This is a genomic window from Sinomonas sp. P47F7 (assembly GCF_049332655.1).
GTDB lineage: Bacteria > Actinomycetota > Actinomycetes > Actinomycetales > Micrococcaceae > Sinomonas.
This window is the reverse complement of the sequence record NZ_CP186327.1, coordinates 768,090-784,057: the sequence shown is the minus strand read 5'-3', so window position 1 is coordinate 784,057 and position 15,968 is coordinate 768,090. Positions and strand designations below refer to the sequence as shown.

At 71.1% G+C, this 15,968-nt stretch carries 15 protein-coding genes; 9 read left to right on the top strand and 6 right to left on the bottom strand.

The window, feature by feature from the left end; all coding sequences use genetic code 11:
• Positions 1–112: 112 nt before the first annotated feature.
• From ACOKR1_RS03850 to ACOKR1_RS03830, 5 genes are read right to left on the bottom strand one after another with little or no spacing between them, the layout of a single operon-like run.
• Complete coding sequence (locus ACOKR1_RS03850; protein WP_422935442.1) at positions 113–382, bottom strand: hypothetical protein; 270 nt, start codon at positions 380–382, stop codon at positions 113–115.
• A complete protein-coding gene (locus ACOKR1_RS03845; RefSeq protein WP_422935441.1) occupies positions 382–2,535 on the bottom strand; it encodes a glycohydrolase toxin TNT-related protein in 2,154 nt (717 codons plus the stop codon). The genes ACOKR1_RS03850 and ACOKR1_RS03845 overlap by 1 nt, the downstream gene beginning before the upstream one ends.
• A gap of 1 nt (position 2,536) precedes the next feature.
• On the bottom strand, positions 2,537–2,905 hold the full coding sequence (locus ACOKR1_RS03840; RefSeq protein WP_422935440.1) for a DUF6507 family protein: 369 nt from the start codon (positions 2,903–2,905) through the stop codon (positions 2,537–2,539).
• A 3-nt stretch (positions 2,906–2,908) separates the two neighbouring features.
• On the bottom strand, positions 2,909–3,229 hold the full coding sequence (locus ACOKR1_RS03835; protein WP_422935439.1) for a pore-forming ESAT-6 family protein: 321 nt from the start codon (positions 3,227–3,229) through the stop codon (positions 2,909–2,911).
• Positions 3,230–3,258: 29 nt separating this feature from the next.
• Positions 3,259–3,594, bottom strand: a complete 336-nt coding sequence (locus ACOKR1_RS03830) for a WXG100 family type VII secretion target (protein ID WP_422935438.1) — start codon at positions 3,592–3,594, stop codon at positions 3,259–3,261.
• A 292-nt stretch (positions 3,595–3,886) separates the two neighbouring features.
• Between ACOKR1_RS03830 and ACOKR1_RS03825 the strand changes: the two genes are divergently transcribed.
• From ACOKR1_RS03825 to ACOKR1_RS03790, 8 genes are read left to right on the top strand one after another with little or no spacing between them, the layout of a single operon-like run.
• On the top strand, positions 3,887–4,810 hold the full coding sequence (locus ACOKR1_RS03825; RefSeq protein WP_422935437.1) for an FHA domain-containing protein: 924 nt from the start codon (positions 3,887–3,889) through the stop codon (positions 4,808–4,810).
• Positions 4,807–5,922, top strand: a complete 1,116-nt coding sequence (locus tag ACOKR1_RS03820) for a DUF6177 family protein (protein WP_422935436.1) — start codon at positions 4,807–4,809, stop codon at positions 5,920–5,922. Before ACOKR1_RS03825 ends, ACOKR1_RS03820 begins: the two co-directional genes overlap by 4 nt.
• Complete coding sequence (locus ACOKR1_RS03815) at positions 5,906–6,280, top strand: hypothetical protein (RefSeq protein WP_422935435.1); 375 nt, start codon at positions 5,906–5,908, stop codon at positions 6,278–6,280. Before ACOKR1_RS03820 ends, ACOKR1_RS03815 begins: the two co-directional genes overlap by 17 nt.
• Positions 6,277–7,596 (top strand): EsaB/YukD family protein, encoded by a 1,320-nt coding sequence (locus ACOKR1_RS03810; RefSeq protein WP_422935434.1) that lies wholly within the window; start codon positions 6,277–6,279, stop codon positions 7,594–7,596. Before ACOKR1_RS03815 ends, ACOKR1_RS03810 begins: the two co-directional genes overlap by 4 nt.
• The gene (locus ACOKR1_RS03805; protein ID WP_422935433.1) at positions 7,596–8,471 is read left to right on the top strand and encodes a hypothetical protein; all 876 of its coding nucleotides are present in this window, start codon (positions 7,596–7,598) and stop codon (positions 8,469–8,471) included. Before ACOKR1_RS03810 ends, ACOKR1_RS03805 begins: the two co-directional genes overlap by 1 nt.
• Entirely contained in the window at positions 8,468–12,490 is a 4,023-nt protein-coding gene (eccCa, locus tag ACOKR1_RS03800; RefSeq protein WP_422935432.1) for a type VII secretion protein EccCa, read from the top strand. Before ACOKR1_RS03805 ends, eccCa begins: the two co-directional genes overlap by 4 nt.
• Positions 12,480–12,833 carry a hypothetical protein gene (locus ACOKR1_RS03795; protein WP_422935431.1) on the top strand — a complete coding sequence of 118 codons (354 nt, stop codon included), beginning with the start codon at positions 12,480–12,482 and terminating at the stop codon, positions 12,831–12,833. The genes eccCa and ACOKR1_RS03795 overlap by 11 nt, the downstream gene beginning before the upstream one ends.
• A complete protein-coding gene (locus ACOKR1_RS03790) occupies positions 12,830–13,411 on the top strand; it encodes a hypothetical protein (RefSeq protein ID WP_422935430.1) in 582 nt (193 codons plus the stop codon). The genes ACOKR1_RS03795 and ACOKR1_RS03790 overlap by 4 nt, the downstream gene beginning before the upstream one ends.
• A gap of 127 nt (positions 13,412–13,538) precedes the next feature.
• Here ACOKR1_RS03790 and ACOKR1_RS03785 read toward each other — a convergent pair whose 3' ends face one another.
• Positions 13,539–14,447 (bottom strand): DMT family transporter, encoded by a 909-nt coding sequence (locus ACOKR1_RS03785; protein WP_422935429.1) that lies wholly within the window; start codon positions 14,445–14,447, stop codon positions 13,539–13,541.
• Between the two features lie 219 nt (positions 14,448–14,666).
• Here ACOKR1_RS03785 and ACOKR1_RS03780 point away from each other — a divergent pair, with 219 nt between their 5' ends.
• Entirely contained in the window at positions 14,667–15,962 is a 1,296-nt protein-coding gene (locus tag ACOKR1_RS03780) for an ABC transporter substrate-binding protein (protein ID WP_422935428.1), read from the top strand.
• Positions 15,963–15,968: the final 6 nt, after the last annotated feature.

Genomic DNA, 15,968 nt, shown 5'->3' with positions numbered 1-15,968 from the left:
CCATTGACGATGCAGACGGCCACCACGCGGAGACCATTGAAGCGACCCTCAGGCGACTCAAGCGGGCCGGCAGCGTTGAATGCCCGAACCCGCTCGTACGTCGCCGGCGCAATCAATGACCAAAGAGCTTCTTAGAGAGGTCGTTGTACTTCTTTAGGTCGCGCAGTCGCGATATGAAGTCGTCGAGAGCGTCGGATTCGTTCGTGAAGTGCGACGTTCCTGTTGGGACCACAGACGCTCGTTCATCCGTGACATATACTATCCACCCGTTGTCGCCACGATGGATGACAGTCGAATCGGCGTAATCGTGCTCTGGTTTACCGAAGAAGGCACCCGGCAATCCCTCTGCCTCTACGATCGATATAGCGTCCCTCAAATTCATTAGTGAACCTCTCTCAATAGGCCAAGAGACTGGAGGATTTCGACACTCAAGGGCATTTGGTCTTGAATTCCGCCGCCATTACTCTCGAATCCGGGCGCGATTTCTCCTTCTTGGACCTTCATCTCCTCCCATGTCAGGCGGTACCGACTCATTGTACTGTCGATTGCCTGCTTGAGCGCCGCGTTTGGGCAGGCGTCATAGTAGGATTTGATATCATTGAGATCGCCGATAACCTCATACCGGTGGTATTGGAGTGGATCCTCAACATAGGGAAGTGATCGCTGATCGTATCCGAATGGTCGTCCATCCACCAAAGGAGACGTGAAGCGCCCGCTTGGCGGCCCATACCGGTCAATCACCGAACCCGCGGGAGGAGTCGCTTGGCTCTTGATGGGGTTTCCGTCGACGTCGAGTCGATATCCGTCTCGCGGCACCTGATGCCAAGCTATTGAACCATCACTATTTAGTACGCTACTGCTCTTGGGGATTTGAACGCCGGAGGGCCATTCACCAGTTTCAACGTATCGTTGATACCCCTGAGGGTCCGCGCGCTCGAGATATGCATTGAGCTGACGTGGAGTTAGGCTGCTCTTCGTTAGAACATCACTTATGTTGTGCCCTGCGCTATCCACTGTCGGAAGTGATTCCGGGCCTATCACCGCCGGACTCTCGCTGTTAGCCTTCTCGTGGCGGGTTCCATCAGCCGCAGATCCATCGGCCCCCGCCGGGTTATGGCCAAACTCCCCACTGCCGGGTCCATCTGTGCCCCTAACCGAATGGGAGGCGTCGGAACCCTGACCCGTGTGAACCGTCTCTGAGCGGTTAACGGTGCCAACCTCGGCCGGCTCGGAGATCGGCCGGTCGACGTGTGGCGCCACCGGTTCGGCGCGGGCCGCAGGAGCGTGGCCGTCGGCATGGGAGCCTTCGAAGTGGAACGAGCCGTCCTTGAAGTTCGGCATGTGGTCGGAAACGAGCCCCTTGAGGTCGTCGAACTTGCTGCCCAGGACGGAGGCAAGATCGGAAAGCTTCGGCAGCGCGAGGTGCACGCCCTTCGCCACGAGCGAGACCGGATCGGTCAGATCCCCGATCGCCGCGAGCTTGGACAGCTTCGAAGCGCCATCCGCGGCCTCCCCGACGCGGCCGGCGGCGCCGACCTTCCCGACCTCGCCGACCACGGGAATCAGGAGCGAGCCGACGTTGAAGATCGTCGCCCCCGCCGCAGCGCCGGGATCCTTGGCCCACTCGTCCCACGCGATCGTGCTCTTGCCCAGATTGGTCCACGCGTCCCCGGCACCCGACCAGTCGCCCCACTGGCCCGTCTGCGGGTTGTACGAGATCAGGGTTCCCATGGCGCCCCACGTCGTCGTGACCGTGTCCCGCGACCACGAGAAGTTCCAATCGTGCACCGTGATCCCGACCATCTGGCCCAGCCCTGCGAGCGTGCCGCCCACGCCGTCGACCACAATGCCCTTGAACAGGCTCGGGACGAACGTCGCGGTCTTCTCCGAGCAGGACTCCTCCCGGTCCGCGGACTGCCCCCAGGGCAGCTTCGTCCCGGCTGGGATCGACGAGTACCCATACCCGAGCGGATCGTCGCTCGCCCCGGTCAGGGCATGAAGCGGCGGCAGCCCGGCGATGGAGCGAATCGTGTTCGCGCACGTACGCTCCGCGGCCTCGTACTCGACCATCTGGTCGGCCACGCCGTTGATGATCCGGTTGTTCTCGTTGTTGAGCGACTCGTCCTGGTCCCAGCTGTCCACCTTGACATCACCGAGAGCCATCCAGCTCCACGTCTCGTGGGGCTTGAACGCAGCAACCTTGCCCCCGAGGGCGAGCGCGTCCGCATGCAGGGCCTTGAGCCTCGCCACAATCGGCTCGACCTGATCCGCGAACGAGCGCAGCGCACCGGCCACCTTGTCCAGGTCGTCCCCGAACGCCGTCGAGGACGCCCCCACGGGATCCATCGCCGAGAAAAGTTGTGCATCCCCCGGCCCCTTGTAGACCCCGGAGATCGGCCGCCACGCCGACACCACGGCAGCGCCCCCGCTGCGCACCTCACCCGCCGCGGAGGTCAGCGACGACGCACCCGTGCGGATCGCCTCGACGTCCACATTCGTGTACGGAATCGCCCCCGCCTCAACCAGCGTGCCCACGTCACCGACCCCCGAGTGCGGAGAAGTCCCCGGACGTCGCGGCCGCGACGGCCTTCGCTTGGGTGTCCGCGGCCATGGCCTCGTCGCCGTCCACGATCTCCTGCGTGGCCTTCGACGCCCCCATGAGCGAGGCCTTGATGCGGTTGGTGATGCCCGCGAGCACTGGCTTCTCGTGGTCGAAGAACGCCACGATCGCGTCGCCGATGACCTGGGACTGTGCGGCCGTGACGGCGGTCGCGGAGATCTTGTCGATCCCCAGCGTCCGCCCGTCCGCCGAACCGCCCAGCGCGTCCGAGATCACCGTGCCCTGGTGCGCCACATCGGTCAGCACCCTCTCGACCCCTGCCGGGTCTACGTTCCACCCAGACATGGGCTATCCGATGTTGTCGACTGCGCTCTTCGCCCGGCTCATCGTGCTCGTCGCGGTCTCGTCGTTCTGCTGAAGCGACGAACGCAGCGTGCTGATGATCGTGCGGACCTCTCCGGCCACCGCGTTCCAGCGGCGCTCCTTGGCCGCGTACTCCTCGGAGACGCCGTCGGCCTGGTAGTCGGCCATCGCGGCCTTCACGTCGCCGTCGCGCTGCGCAATGAGCGCCTCGAGCTGAGCGGCCACGCGGTTGAAGTTCTCCTGCGCGTTCTGCGACGCGGCCGTGTCGAAGTCGCGACGATCGGCCTGGTTTGCTCCCGTACCCATGATTGCTCCCCGTCTAGTCCTGGAATCCGTCAGCCGCGGCCGCTGAAGCGCGCCGCATCGAAGTTGGAGCTGCTCGTGAGCGAGCGCGTGCTATCGGCCATCTCCGAGTCGCCGGTCTGGAACGACTGGTCCATCCCCGAGATACCGCGCAGCACCGAGGCGAGCGCCTGGTTCAGCTCCGTGGCGATCTCGTCCGTGTGGGCATGGAAGGCGTCGAACGCCCCGCGCCCAGCACCGTTGAACTTGCCCTGCAGCGGCTCGGCAGACGCGGCGAGCTGACGGACCAGAGTCCCCAGATCGCCCTGCGACGACGACGTCTGCTTGGTCAGTGTGGAGAGGGTCTGAGCCCCCATGGCGAACTTCATGCTGTTCCTCGGTTCCTCTTCTTCCGCGACAATGCCGCCGGTGAACTGTGATCCGACCCCCGAACGAGCCGCAAGCGCCACCAGAATAACTAAATCCGTCAAAATGACAAAATACCTGTACAACCCATGACGGCGCGCTTCGGCCGTTTCGACAGGGCAGTCATAATGGTCACCGGAGGGGAGGTAGACCGTGTCATCACTGGCCACCGAGCCCATTCCTGCCCTCACCTGCGGACACTGCAGCAACGGCGTCTCGTCGGCGCAGCGCAACTGCGGCAGGTGCGGCGCCCCGTTGACGACGGCGGCCCCCGGCGACCAGCGTGAGGTCACCTCGCCGTTCGCAAGAGTTCATCTCGCATCCGCATGGCGCACCACGGCGGCGCGGGCGATCGACTCAGTCGTGGCCCTCATCGCGGCCTGCGCCGTGGGAGCCCTCGCGGCGGCCGCGGCCCCGACCTACGCCAGGACCGGCTTCCCCTGGTTCGCGGCGCTCGTCGGTGCCGCCCTCGGCCTGGCCGCCGCGGCCATCGCCCACGGCGCAGTGCAGGCCCGGCGGGGTCGCTCGCTCGGAGGTCAGCTCACGAAGACCCGCACGGTCGACGCGCTGACCGGACTGCCGGTCCCCTGGGCGGCGGCGATCATGCGCGTCGCCCGCCCGGCGAGCCGCCCGTCGCGGGCGCTGTTCCCCGGCGAGCCCGGGCCCTGGCAGCGCGCGACCGGGCGAGTGAACGCGGACTTGAGGCTCGGACGGGACCCGATCACGCCGTCGTTCGTTGCCGTTGCCCGCCCGCTCTCGGCGCCGGCGTGGACCGACCCCAACTCCACTGCGGCGGGCGAGGAGGCGACCGCGCGCGCGGCGGCGCCGGACGCGCCGTCCCACGCCGTCGTCATCTCCTTCAGCGCCGCGAACACGGCCCACTGGTTCATCGACGCGTGTGCGATCGGCCGGAACCCCGCGCGTCAGCCCGGCGTGACGTCGATCGCGGTGCCCGACCTCTCCCGCACGCTGTCCAAGACGCACCTCTGGCTCGAGCGGCGCGGCGGCGCGGTCTACGCCCGCGACCTGGACTCGACCACCGGGACCGTCATCGAGGCCCCCGGCCAGCGTCCAGTAACCCTCACCCCGCACACCGACGCCCAGCTCGTGGTGGGAACGACCGTGCGCATGGGCGACCACACGTTCCGACTCGACTCGATCGGCAAGGACGGCGCATGACCGAACGCGAAGACCAAGCGGCTCTCGACGACGAGGCGATCTCCGTCAAGCACCCGCTCGCCGACAGCGAGGGCGAGGGATCGGTCCGGACCGAGTCGCGGCTGCCCATCGTCTCGCTCAACTTCGGCCGCCTCGATCTGCTCCGCAAAGTCGCGGCGGCCGGCGGCCGGACGATCCTCGTGACCGACGGGCTCTCCGCTCTCACGGAGCCCATGCGCGACCTGCTCGAAGAATTCGGCGGGACCTGGGTGGTGCGCGGCGGCGACGGGGTCCTGCGCGACGGGCGCAACGGCCGCCGGCTCGAGCGCTTCCAGGACGCCATCCACGTCCCGCCGCCGCAGAGCGTCGACGAGGTCGCGCTCGCGTTCCTCCAGCCGCGGCCGCCCGAGGCGATGCAACTCGTGGTCTCGCTCTCGATCCGTCATCGCGCCGCGGAGGAATCCCTGCTCGGAGGCGGGATCGAGCTGTTCACCGCGGCGCTGGGCCACGAGACCCCGTCCGGCTGGGGCACGCACGAGCCCGCGGGCCAACCGTGGGACCGCCGGGCGCTCACCAACTTCGTCCGCTCCCGCATGCCGGAGCCGAGCCGGATCGTCGTGAGCGGCACCCGGGAGGTTCCCGTCTCGGCGACGCTCACGGTTCAGCGCACGCAGCGCGGCGTCGAGGAGCTCGTCACGGGGCTCGTCGGCGCGGGACTCCTGGGCGATCCGCACACGCCCGATCGCGTCCGGCTCGTGCCCGAGATCCTCGGCACGCTCGCGGCGCGGCAGCTCCCCCTGTTCGGCCTCGTGCTCGCCCGGCCCGGGACCGCGAACCTCACGTATCCGCCGGTCCTCGAGCTGCCGCCCGCGCCCCTCGCGATGCTCATCGGCGCGCCCGGGGTCAGGGAGCTGGGGCTCGACCCGGAGGAGATGCGCCGCCGCCACGGGGCGCAGATCGCGGGGAGGCCACGCATCCCCGCGCTCGTGTTCCCGCTCGACCCGGACCACGACGGCCGCGGCGCCGAGCGGCTCGCCGCGATCGTCGAGGACATCGGAATTGACCGCATCCGCGCCGCCACAGGGGCCACCCGGGCGCAAGCCGAGGAGGTTGAGCGTGCCGCGCAACAATGACGCGCTGCTCTTGGAGAGCGTCGGCACCCACCGGAGACGCCTCAGGCAGGCCCTCCTGTTCGGGCGGCTCGACGACCGACGCCAGGTGACCGACAACGTGCGCCGTTTTATCGGCGGGATCGTGCTCGCCGCCGTCGTCGGCGTGGGCTGCCTCGGCTTCTCGTTCGTCACGGCCGCGACGGCCCACGGCACAGGCACGCCGGGCACCCCGGCGCCCCAGAGCACCGAGACGCCACAGGGCAGCGCGTCGCCCGAGGGCAGCGCGACGCCCCAGCGCACGACGGCGGCCCGCACCACCGCGCCAGCCGCACCGCCGAGCGCCGCACCTCAGACGACCAAGGCCAAGGGGACGCCATGACGGATTTCACCAGGGTGACCGTGGTCGGCGAGCGCCGTCGGGCCGAGATTGTCGTGGCCTCGGACGAACCGTTCGCGGGGCTCGTGCCCCGCTTCCTCGACCTCCTCGGCGAGGAGCCGGACGCGAGCCGCGCGCCCGCGCTCGTCCGGGCGACGGGCCAGGAGATCGATCTTGCCGCGGACTCGCGGGCCCAGTCGGTGCTCGACGGAGAGGTGCTGCGACTGCTCCGCCGGGCGGACGCGCCGCCGCCGCCCGAGGTCTCCGACGTGACCGACGCCGTCGCGGACGAGTTCGCCACGGCGGCGAGGCCGTGGAACGCGGCCGCGCGAGAGGGCGTCGGCATGGCCGGCATCGCGGGGGCGACCCTCGCCGCGGGCCTGCTGCTCGGGGAGCTGCGGCTCCCGCCCGCGGTCGCGCTCGCCCTGCCCCTCGTCACCGCAGCGGTCCTCGCGGCGCTCGCGGCGGCACTCGGCCGCACGTGGCGCTGGCCGGCGCTGGCCCTCACGGCCGCCGCCCTCGGCCTCTCGGTGTCCGTCGGCGCGGCGGCCTCGGCCCTGCTCTCCGCGAGCGCCGCGCCGTCGGTGCCGCTCGCCGCGGCCCTCGCAGCCCTGTGGGCTTGGATCGCCGTCGGGGTGGGCGTGGGCCTCGGGCTGCGCCACCGGCCGCTCCTCACGGCGGCCGCGGTCGGGGGCGCCCACGCGCTCGTCGCGGCCGCGCTCCTCGCGATGGGCGCCCCGCTGCTGGGAACGTGCGGGGTCGTGGCCGTCCTCGCGACCCTCTCGTGCGGACTGCTTCCCGCGTGGGCGATGTCCGCTTCCGGTCTCACGGGCCTCGATGACGCGGTGACGCGGGGGACGTCGGCGCCGCGCACGCGCGTTCGGGCGACGCTCGGCGAGACGTACGCGACGCTCGACTGGACCGTCGGCGCGATCGCGCTCACGCTCGCCGCAACCGGAACGGTGCTGCTGGCGTCCGCGAACGGCTGGTCGGCGGCGCTCGGGGCGGCCGCCGTCGCGGTCTGCGCGCTCCGCACGCGCGCGTTCCCCGGGGCGACCCAAGGCGCGCTGCTGTGGGCGAGCGCCGGAATCCCGGCGATCGTGGGGATCGGTGCACACCTCGCTCAGGGATGGGGCGCCGCGGCGCTAGCGGGCCTGGCCCTCGCCATCGCGCTGCTCGTGGGCGCCAAACCCGCGCCGCATCAGCGGGCGCGCCTCCGGGCCTTCGGGAACCTCGTTGAGGCCTTGGCCGTCGTCGCGATGCTGCCGCTCCTGCTCGGGAGCTTCGACCTGTACGAGCACCTCCTGGGGACGTTCTGATGCTCGCGGCCAACGAGCTCGCCGCGGCGGCGCGGCGCGCGCTCTTCGGCAGCGTCGTGCGGGGCACCCGCGAGCTGGCAGACGCGGACGCCGCGATCCGCCGCGGTGTCCCGACCTGCCGCCGCGTCAACTTCGTGGGCCTCCACGGAGGGGTCGGCGTGTCGACGACCGCGGCGTCCGTCGCGACGATCCTCGCCCGGCGCCGGCCGCGGCGCGTGCTCGCGGTCGACGGCGGCGCGTCCCGTGCGGTGACGATCCTCACCGGCGCGGACGCCGTGCCCGAGCCGCCCGAGGAGCCCGCCCAGCCGCGCCGCCGCACGCTGCCCGAACGCCGAATCGCGGCCGCGACGTCGTGGGAGGCCACGGGCAGGCTGCCGGCCTCCCCCGCTGGGCTTCGGGTCGTCACGCCCGAGCCGACAGGGGCCCGTCAGGCATCCCCCGCCGAGTGGAGGGCGGCGGTCGAGCCGATCACGCGCTTCTTCGACGTCGCCGTGGGCGATTGGGGCCGGCGCGCGGCGTCCGTGGACCTTTCCGCCGCCGTGGACGATGCCCACGCGCTCGCGCTCGTGGCCCGCGCAGACCGGTTCGCGCTCGAGGAGGCGCTCGCGCACGTCGAGTCGATCCGCGCCCGCTCGGGCTGGGTCCCGCTCGTCGTGGCGGTCGACGTCGACGGCGTGGGGCCCGCGGCAAGCCGCGCCGCGGCGTCGTGGGGCCTCGCGCGAGTCCACCACGTTCCGTTCGACGCCCGGGCCGGCGCCTCGACGCCCGCTCACGCCGTCCGCGAAGCCCACATCCGCCTCGCCGCCGCGCTCATCGAGGCGTCGCTCCCGCGTTCGTCGGCGATGCCCGCGGAGAAGACCGAGGTGCGCGCATGATCACCGTGATTCACCGGCCGGGCCGCATCACCGAGGCGCTCGTCCCGCCCGAGCCGGAGGAATTGTCTCCGCCGCCGCAGCTCCCGGAGGGGAGCTCGGGCGGGCTTCCGCTGCAGTCGCTCCTGCCCGTGCTCGGCGCGGTCTCCTCAGTGGTCATGATGATCGTGCTGCGCGGCACCAATCCCGTGTTCATGGTCGTGGCGGCGCTCGTCTTCGTGGTCGCGATCGTAAGCGGCCTCGGGCTCGCGTTCACGCACCGCGCGCAGGCCGCCCGTACGCGCCGGACCCAGCGCGAGCGGTACCTCGACTACCTCGAGGAGCTGCGATCGACCATGCGGGAACGCTCCGCGCAGATGCGGCGCGACGCCCTCGTGCTGGACCCAGCCCCGGCCTCCCTTCCGCTGCTCGTCACGGACCCCTCGCGGGTTTGGGAGCGGCGGCGGAGCCACGCGGACTTCCTGCGCGTGCGGGTGGGGCTCGGCGACGTGCCGTGGTTCCGGCTCGCGGCGCCCGCGGCGTCGAACCCCCTGCAGCCCTCCGATCCGCTCATGGCCGAGGAGCTCAGCCTCTTCGCGGCGAGGGCCGCGACCGTTCCCGGGATGCCCGTCACCGTGCCGCTCGACCGCGCGGGCGACGTCGCGCTGGTCGGCCCGCGGGACGAGGTGCTCGGCGTCGCACGGGCCATGGCCGCCCAGCTCGCGGCCTTCCACGCGCCCGACGACGTGCAGCTCGCCGCCGTGTTCGCCGGGGACCGCGCCGACGACTGGGCCGGACTCGACCTCCTGCCGCACCTCGTCATGGGCCGCACGTTCGACGGGCCTATCCGCGCGCGCCGCGTGGCCCCCGACCTCCCGACGCTCGCCCAGGTGCTCGCGGACGAGCTCGCCGAGCGGGTGGCCGCCGCGGAGCAGCGCCGCCGCTCCATGGTCCCCGCGGGCCGGGCGGAGCAGCCGCGCCTCGTCGTCTTCCTCGACGAGCACGGCGGGCTCGCGCAGTCGTTCCCGTTCCTCGAGGGCAGGGCGGGCCTCGAGGAGCTCGGCATCACGCTCGTGCACCTCGTCGAGGACCGGCTCGACGAGCCGTCCGAGGTATCCCTGCGCGTGACGGTGTCCGACGGCGCACTCACAGTCACGGACGCGCGGGTCGCCGGCGACGCGCGGGGCGCGTCGAATGTTCGGGGAGCAGGCGATGCTCGGGGCGTGGGCGACGCGGCTCCCGTCGCGGACCTGCGCGGAAGCATCGACGCGATGTCCGCCCCGCTGCTCACCGCCGTCGCCCGCCTCGTGGCGCCGCTGCGCCTCTCGCTCGACGCCGCGGAACGCGCGGACGCGGGCGAGCCCATCAGCATGCCGGAGCTGCTCGGGATCGAGGACCCGGCGGCCCTCGAGGCCGCTGAGGCGTGGGGGGCCCGGGCGCCGCGCGACTTCCTGCGGGTGCCCATCGGCGTGGATCGGCACGGCATGCCGATCCACCTCGACCTCAAGGAGTCCGCGCAGCTCGGCATGGGGCCGCACGGGATCTGCATCGGCGCGACCGGCTCGGGCAAGAGCGAGCTCCTCCGCACGCTCGTGCTCGCGCTCGCCGCCTCCCACTCCCCCGACGATCTCTCGATGATCCTCGTGGACTACAAGGGCGGCGCGGCGTTCGCTCCGTTCGCGCGCCTGGGCCACGTCGCGGGCCTCATGGACAACCTCCAGGACGATCCGCAGCTCACGCGGCGCGCGCGGGAAAGCATCGCGGGCGAGGTGCTGCGGCGGCAGAAGCTGCTCCGGGACGCCGGCGCGTCGCCCAGCATCACGCACTACCGCGAGCTGCGCCGCACCCGGCCCGAGCTGCCGCCCATGCCCCACCTGCTGCTCGTGATCGACGAGTTCGGAGAGCTCCTCACCGCCGAGCCCGACTTCGTCGACCTGCTCCTGACGATCGGGCGCATCGGCCGCTCGATCGGCGTGCACCTCCTGCTCTCGAGCCAGCGGATCGAGAGCGGCAAGCTCCGCGGCCTCGACACGTACCTCTCGTATCGGATCGGCCTGCGCACGTTCTCGGAGGCTGAGAGCCAGACGATCCTCGGCACGGCGGACGCGTTCCATCTGCCTGCCGTGCCGGGATTCGGCTTCCTCAAGGTGGACACGAGCATCTACACCGAATTCCGCGCCGGGTACGTCTCGGGACCCGTCGACGCGCCCGCGCCCGGCCCGACGGCCGACGACGCGGCGCGGGACGTCTTCGTGCTGCCCGCGCACAACGGCGTCGGCGCGGACGGCGGCGCCGGCGTCGGTTCGGCCGACGCCGGCGAGCCCGAGGCCCAGCTCGTCCGGCCGGACACGGGGCCCTCGCTCGTCGACGTCGCGGTGGGACGCCTCGCGGCGTCCGGACGCCAGACCGCGCCCGTGTGGCTCCCGCCGCTGCCCACGCGCGTGGCGCTCGGGAGCGTCGTCGACGCGGCGACCGCCGCGGCGGACGGCGGGCTGCGGACGCCGATCGGGCTCCTCGACGACCCGTCGCGCCAGCGCCAAGCGCCCTGGCTGCTCGACTTCACGATCGGCGGCGGCCACATCGCCGTAGTCGGCGCCCCCGGCTCGGGCCGGACGACCGTGCTGCGGACCATCGCGGCATCGCTCGCGCTCACCCGCACACCGCGCGAGGTGAGCGTCTACGGCATGGACCTCGCGGGCGGCGGGCTCTCGCGCATCGAGGGCTTCCCGCACGTGGGCGGGGTGGCCACCCGCTCCGACCGCACGAAGCTCCTCCGGCTCATCGAAGAGCTCCAGGCCATGATCCGGCACCGCGAGACGGTGTTCCGGGACCACGACATCGACTCGATCGCGATGCTCCGCGCCCGGCACGCCGCCGGCGAGGTCCCCGAGCTCGTCTCGCCCGACATCGTGCTGCTCGTGGACGGCTTCGGCGCGATCCGCACCGAATTCGAGGAGCTCGAGGATCCGTTCACCGAGCTCGTGCAGCGCGGCGGGAGCTTCGGCATCCACGTGATCGTGGCGCTCACCCGGTGGAACGAACTGCGCATGGCGAGCCAGCCGCTCATCGGCCAGCGCTTCGAGCTCCGGCTCAATGACCCCTCGGACTCGAACGTGAGCCGCGCCGCGGCGGCCGTGCTGCTCTCCGCCGAGCCGGGCCGCGTCCTCGCCGGCGCGTCACTCTACGGTCAGGTCGCGCTCCCCGTGCTCGACGACGTCGACGACGCACAGCTCGGCGACGCGCTCGAGGCCCTCGCGGCGCGGCTCACGGCGGACTGGTCCGGCCCCGCCGCGGCGCCGATCCGGCTCCTGCCCGAATCGTTCGAGCCCTCCGAGCTGCCCGACGCCCTTGAGGTGTCCGAGCGTGTCCCGTTCGGACTCCGGCAGGACACCATGGAGTACGTCGCGTTCGACCCGCTGCTCGATCAGCACCTCATCGTGTTCGGCGACGCGGGCTCGGGCAAGACGACCCTTCTGCGCGGCATCGCCGCGGGCCTCATCGACAGATCGAGCCCCGACGAGCTCGCGATCGCCGTGATGGACGTCCGTGGCGGGACGGCCGCAGAAATCCCCGAGGACTACCTCGGCGGCCACGCCACAAACGGCCGCGACGCCCGCGGGCTCGCCGAGGCGATCGCCGCCGAGCTCGAGAAGCGCAGCTCCGCGACACATGAGGGGTCCAGGCCCCGCATCGTGGTCCTCGTGGACGACTTCGACATCCTCGCCTCGTCCGGCACCGAGCCCCTGAGCCCGCTCCTGCCATACCTGCCCTCCGCGCGCGATCTGGGCCTCAACGTCGTCGTAACCCGGCCCGTGGGCGGGGCCTCGCGCGCCCTCTACGACCTCTCGCTCCAGTCGCTGCGCGACGGCGGCGGGACGGGATTCGTGATGAGCGGCGAGCGCTCCGAGGGGCAGATCTTCCCGCGCGTCTACGCCGAGCAGTTCCCGCCGGGGCGTGGGCGTCTCGTGCGGCGCGGGGCGCCGCCGCGCGTCGTCCAGGTGGCGAACTTCGCCTCCACGAGAGGAGCCGTCCATGCCCCGTGACATTCTCATCCTGACGAGCGCGGAGCCGGACATCGCCGCGCTCGTGCGCGCGGGGAGCCGCGTCAACGGCGAGCTCCACGTGCGGACCATCGACGACGGCGCTGTGACCGAGGTGTGCGACGACCGCGGGAACGCCGTGCTCAGCATCGGCCGCCCCGAATGGATGCAGAACGCCGCCGAGATCGAGCGACTCGTGCCGAGCGCGGTGGGACGCGTGAACGTTCCCGTGTGGTGGCTCGAGGCGTGGGCGCCGTGGGGCGCGCCCGGCGACCCCGGCGTCGCGATCGCGCTCGACCTCGCGGCGGAACTCCGCGGATTCTGCGTGGTCGAGGACGCCTCGTGACCGCTGAGGCGGTCTCCACGCCGGGCGGGCCGACCGCGCGTCGTGCGCCTTCGCGCGGGGCGACGGTCGTCGTCGCCGGTACCGCCGGAGGTGTGGGGACGACGACGGTCGCCGCGCTCCTGGTTCGCGCGCTCGCCGAGCGCGGGGCTCCCGTTGGGGCGAGCAACCATACTCTGGGCGGCCTCGGCTCGCGGATCGTTCCCGGGGATCTCGGGGATCGGCCCGCACCGCTCGACGTCCACGACCTCGGGCCGCACGCGCTCACGGCGACCGAACTGCTGCTGAGCGAGACGACCGTGCCGGTGATCGTCACGCGGGCGAGCTCCGCCGGCGCGCGGGCCGCGCTGCGTGCGCTCGAGCGCCTCGCCCCGGACGCGGCCCTCGTCGTGGCGAGTACGTCGCCACGCCGGCGCCCCGATGCGTGCCTGGACGCGGTGCTGAGCCAGCGACCCGGGACCTCGGCGATCGCGCTCCCCTACGACGACGCGCTCGCGCTGCCCGGTTCCCTGCGCCCGGAGGGCTTCGCGCCGAGCACGCGAGACGCGGTTCGGCGGCTCGGGGACCTGCTCGGCGATTGAGCCGCTCAACCGTCCATTGAGCCGCTCAACCGTCCGAAGGAGGCACAACCGTCGCGCATGCGGGACGGTCATGCCTCTCCGGAACGGCCGTACGGCGTAAGGGACGGCAGTGCGGCACCAGGGACGGTCAGGCCGCCGGCGCTCCCTCGTGTTCCGCGGCATCGGGAGCCGAAGGGGTCGGGAACTCGTGGCGCGAACGGCGCGTCGCGAGGAACGTCCCCGCGAGAACCAGAACGGCGCCCGCGACGATGAGCGGAGTGAGCGGGTCGCCGCGGAGGCTCACGCCGAGCGCGAGGGCGACGACGGGGTTCACGTACGCGATTGCGGTCGCCCGGGCGGGGCCCGCCTCGGCGATGAGCCGGAAGAAGAGCAGGAACGCGAGCGCCGTGCACAGGAGCCCGAGGAGCACGAGCGATCCGACGGCCGTGGGCGAGGGCGCCGTGGTGGGCCACGTCGCGGCCGCGAACGGCGCCGAGATGAGCGCCGCGATGGTGAGGCACACCGCCGTCATCGGCAGGGCCAGCACGTCGCGCAGCTTGACCGCGGCAACCTGGGGCGCGATCGCGTAGCCCACGGCCACGAGGAGCATCTCGACCACGGGCCACGCACCGGAGGACTCCATGCCCCCGCCGCCGAGCGCCGCGACGCCACCCACGGCGACGACGAGGCCCAGGACGCGGAGGCCGCCGATCCGCCGCTCGAGCCCGATGATGCGCGCGACGACGAGCGCGAGCACGGGCGCGAACGCGATGAGCAGCCCCGCGAGGGAGCTCGAGAGGTGCCGTTCGGCGTCACTCAGGAGGAACCACGGGCCCACCATCTCGAGCAGGGCGAACGCGAGCACGGGCCAGCGGTGGGCCCACACGGCGCGCAGCTGCCGCCACGCGAACGGGAGAAGGACGACGGCGCCGATCGCCGTGCGCGAGAACACGACCATCGCGGGGCTCACCTCCGCGACGGACGCGCTGATGAGCAGATATGGGACGCCCCAGATGAGGCACATCGCGACGAAGAGGAGCCACGTGCGGCGCGTCATGGGCGCGCTCCGCGGAGTTCCGAAGGCTGGGTGAGATCGATCACCAGCCAACTGTAGGGCTCGGCACCGACAGTCCTAACCATTCGGCTGTGCCCGAATCCTCATTCGATCCCGAAAGGAGTCCCCGGCAACCCCTTGACGAAAAAGTGATCGGTCACACATTATTTAGTGACCGATCACTTTTTCCTGACACCCCTACCCCAGAAGGGATCCGCGACGATGCGATCTGATCTCACCCGCAGGGAAACCCTCAAACTTTCGGTTGCGTTCGCGGCGTCCGCCGCACTGTTGTCCGGCTGCAGCAACGCGAACTCGGCATCGCAGGACACCGGCCCGGTGACCCTCCGATTCTTCTGGTGGGGCGGCGACGCCCGGCAGAAGGCCTCGCAGCAGGTCATCGACGCCTTTCAGAAGGAAAACCCGAACATCAAGGTCACGGGCGAATTCAGCGACTGGAACGGCTACTGGGACAAGCTCGCCACCCAGGTCGCCGCCAACAACGCGCCAGACATCATCCAGATGGACGGGAGCTACCTCCGCGAATACGGCGACCGCGGGGCCCTCTTCGACCTCAAGAAGATCAACGGTCTCGACACGTCCGGCATCGACTCGAGCCTCCTCGACTCGGGGCAGGCCAAGGGGAAGCTCTACGCGCTCGTGACGGGCGTCGCCTCGCCGTCGATCGCCGCGAACCCGCAACTCCTTCAGCAGGCCGGGATCCCGATGCCGGACGATTCGACCTGGAGCTGGGACGACTTCAACCGCTTGGGCCAGCAAGTGGCCCAGAAGCTTCCCGGGATCGCGGGCATCATTCCGGGCTTCGACGACACCGCCCTCTACGTCTGGGCCGGGCAGCACGGGGACAGGGTCTTCGACGACAACGCCAACGTGGTCCTCAACCCGGACACCCTCGTCTCCTTCTGGAACAACCTGCTCGCGCTCATCAAGTCCGGCGCAACTCCGCAGCCGTCCGCGATTGTCGAAGATTCGACCGCGACGCTCAGCCAGATGCGGCTCGCGACGAACAAGGTCGCGTTCGCGCCCCTCTTCGACACCCAGCTCACCGCCTACTCGGCGGCCGCGGGCCACGAGCTCAAGCTCCTCCGGCCGCCCGGCGAGTCCCAGGCCAAGCCCGGAGAGTACTTCAAGTCCTCGATGTTCTGGTCCGTGTCCTCCCGCACGAAGCATGCTGACGCCGCCGCAAAGTTCCTCAACTACCTCACCAACAGCAAGACCGCAGGCGAATTGATGCTCACCGAGCGCGGCATCCCCGCGAACACCTCGGTCCGCAGCGCCATCACGCCCAAGCTCACCGCCACGGACAAGGCCGCGATCGATTTCACGAACGCCATCCAGGGCAAGGTCCAGCAGTCGCCCGCGATCGCCCCCGCGGGAGCCAGCGGGCTCGGCAAGCTCCTGACCCGCTACGCCTCGGACATCATGTTCGAGCGCAAGACCCCGGACCAGTCGGCCCCAGCACTCATCAGCGAACTCAAGTCCATGATCAAGAAGTAGTCCGAA